This window comes from Acinetobacter sp. YH12041 (assembly GCF_013419975.1).
Taxonomy (GTDB): Bacteria; Pseudomonadota; Gammaproteobacteria; order Pseudomonadales; family Moraxellaceae; genus Acinetobacter.
The window spans coordinates 1-2,180 of sequence record NZ_VOZC01000047.1; the positions used below are offsets into that span (position 1 = coordinate 1).

The following is a 2,180-nucleotide window of genomic DNA, read 5'->3' on the forward strand; positions in this document are numbered from 1 at the left end:
GTAAATTTTCAGCGTTGCTGGCTCCCCGTCAGCCGGATTGGGTTGCATCGCAGGGGTGTCGAAAGAGTCAACTGCGGTCCAAAGCTGTTGGACTTGGGTGAAAAGGGCGTTTATTCTTCCTATACGTGAACCGCATCCTACGGAATGAGTAACCCTTGCCCTATTGTGAGTAGAACGTCGTATAATTCAAACGAAAGCAGTTAATAGGTATGAAATATCACAGCACAAAAGAGCGACAGGACATGTTTAGATGATGTTATTATAAAATAATAACATCATGGATGAATAAAAAATAATTTTCTATCTTTACAACTATGTTATACTTCTATGATAAGGCTATGATGGCAAAGCCTTGGTTTTCCTAATCAAATAGTCGCCGAGATGGCTTCAATGCGACAGTAGGTCTACTGTCTCACAATTAATTCATGTATCAGATTTTTGTTCCCTGATGGGAAGTGTTATCCATACGAAAAGAATATGGGTAAAGTGTTACACCTGTATATGACATTCAGAATGTCCTGTCGGGGGAACTGGTACCAATTTAATAAAAGAAAACAGTATAGAAATGACAATCGAAGATATGCAAACATTAGCCCTAGAGCATGGGCTGAGAATTTCGGAAGAGATGAGCGTCAATGAGATGGGCATCGACTTTAGAGTTGCCTTTGTAAAGGAAGTAAACGGTGAGAACTGGGTACTCCGTATACCTCGAAGAAGCGATATGCTTGAACAAATCGAAAATGAAAGTAGAATATTGGATTTAGCCAAAAGAAACCTGTCGATCAATGTCCCTGATTGGAAAATTGTATCGGAGCGCCTAATAGCCTACCCTTTACTGGAGGATGCGCCTGCTCTGACATTCGATGCGATAACACATGAGGTTTCTTGGAACATAGATCGCGATAGCATAGCTTATGTGGAGTCTCTGGCAAAATCATTGGCCGAATTACATCGTATTACAGCTGACGATGTGAGAAAGAGCAACTTGAAAATAATGACTCCAAGTGAATTGAGGACCGAAATAGCTGACCGTATCCACTTGGTGAAATCTGAGATAGGTATCAGCGAGCCGTTGGAAAACAGATACCGTAGATGGTTGGACAATGACCCTTTGTGGCCTGAATTCACTTGTTTCATCCATGGCGATCTCTATGCAGGGCATGTCTTAACCTCGAAGGAAGGTAAGACCTCTGGTATCATAGATTGGTCTACTGCGCATATGGGTGATCCTGCACTGGACTTTTCTGGTCACGTATCGGTTTTTGGAGAGGATAGCCTGAAGAGTTTGATAACGGAGTATGCTAAACAAGGCGGAACGATATGGGATAGGCTCTACGAACAATCTATAGAGAGGGCTGCTGCAGCTCCATTAGCATATGGCGCTTTTGCGGTAGAGTGCAACGACGATAATCATATCAATGCCGCCAGAGCAGCCTTAGGTATTGTTCAATAAAATGATGTGAGGATACTTTTTTAAATGCTAAAATAGGAGTTCGATTGGTGCCACTTAAGAGTATCATTGATTTCTATTTTAGCCAGTATCCTCCACTTTTAGGAGCTCCTCGAAACTCGATTTTATGATCATCTCTTAAGATTTTGAGCCACCGCTCTACTATCTTGACAGGAACTAATAGCTCGTTTACTAAAAATGGTGCACGCTTTCCTGGATTAGTTCTTATCTGATTAAATAGTAGATTTACTCCCTCACTTACTCCCTCATTAGATTCGAAAAGTAGCTTTGATGAGACAATAACTCGAAAACCGTGCTGGAAATTTTCAAAGACAGGGGGACGCAGACCATAGGATGCGAAGCCTTCTTGGATTCGTTTGATGCCTGACCCATATTTTTCAATAAAATGCGCTTCTTTGAACGTGGCAGATATCCTTTTATTGCGCGCCCATGGCGAGTAATCTTCACGAAGAAGCTGATCAATCGTTAAGTTATCAGCTAAACCACCTGGATTGAAAAACTCTATGGAATTGTAATACACCCTGATTATGGAATCGGCAAATTAATTTGGACTTGGGTGAAAAGGGCGTTTATTCTTCCTATTACGTTGTCGGCAGCGGGCCAAAAAGGAATACGTCCATGCCCATCGAGGTGAAACCGGCTGTGAGCGCGGGTTCAAGCATATAGCCCGACAGGCGCGTATCCTTGCCGATCACGACACGATGGCGGT

At 42.5% G+C, this 2,180-nt stretch carries 2 protein-coding genes and 1 pseudogene; 1 reads left to right on the forward strand and 2 read right to left on the reverse strand.

All coding sequences use genetic code 11. From position 1 onward, the window contains the following. Positions 1-565: 565 nt before the first annotated feature. Positions 566-1,453 (forward strand): Mph(E)/Mph(G) family macrolide 2'-phosphotransferase, encoded by an 888-nt coding sequence (gene mph, locus FTU00_RS15390; protein ID WP_071830579.1) that lies wholly within the window; start codon positions 566-568, stop codon positions 1,451-1,453. 73 nt (positions 1,454-1,526) lie between these two features. Here mph and FTU00_RS15395 read toward each other — a convergent pair whose 3' ends face one another. Together FTU00_RS15395 and FTU00_RS15400 are read right to left on the reverse strand one after the other, a co-directional pair. Then, a complete protein-coding gene (locus FTU00_RS15395) occupies positions 1,527-1,991 on the reverse strand; it encodes an ATP-binding protein (RefSeq protein ID WP_071830580.1) in 465 nt (154 codons plus the stop codon). Positions 1,992-2,058: 67 nt separating this feature from the next. Beyond that, positions 2,059-2,180, reverse strand: a pseudogene (locus FTU00_RS15400) (hypothetical protein); the annotation flags it as partial.

Bases quoted from the DNA above. Each gene is read 5' to 3' on its own strand.
- mph (WP_071830579.1), top strand. From the start codon at position 566: ATGACAATCGAAGATATGCAAACATTAGCCCTAGAGCATGGGCTGAGA.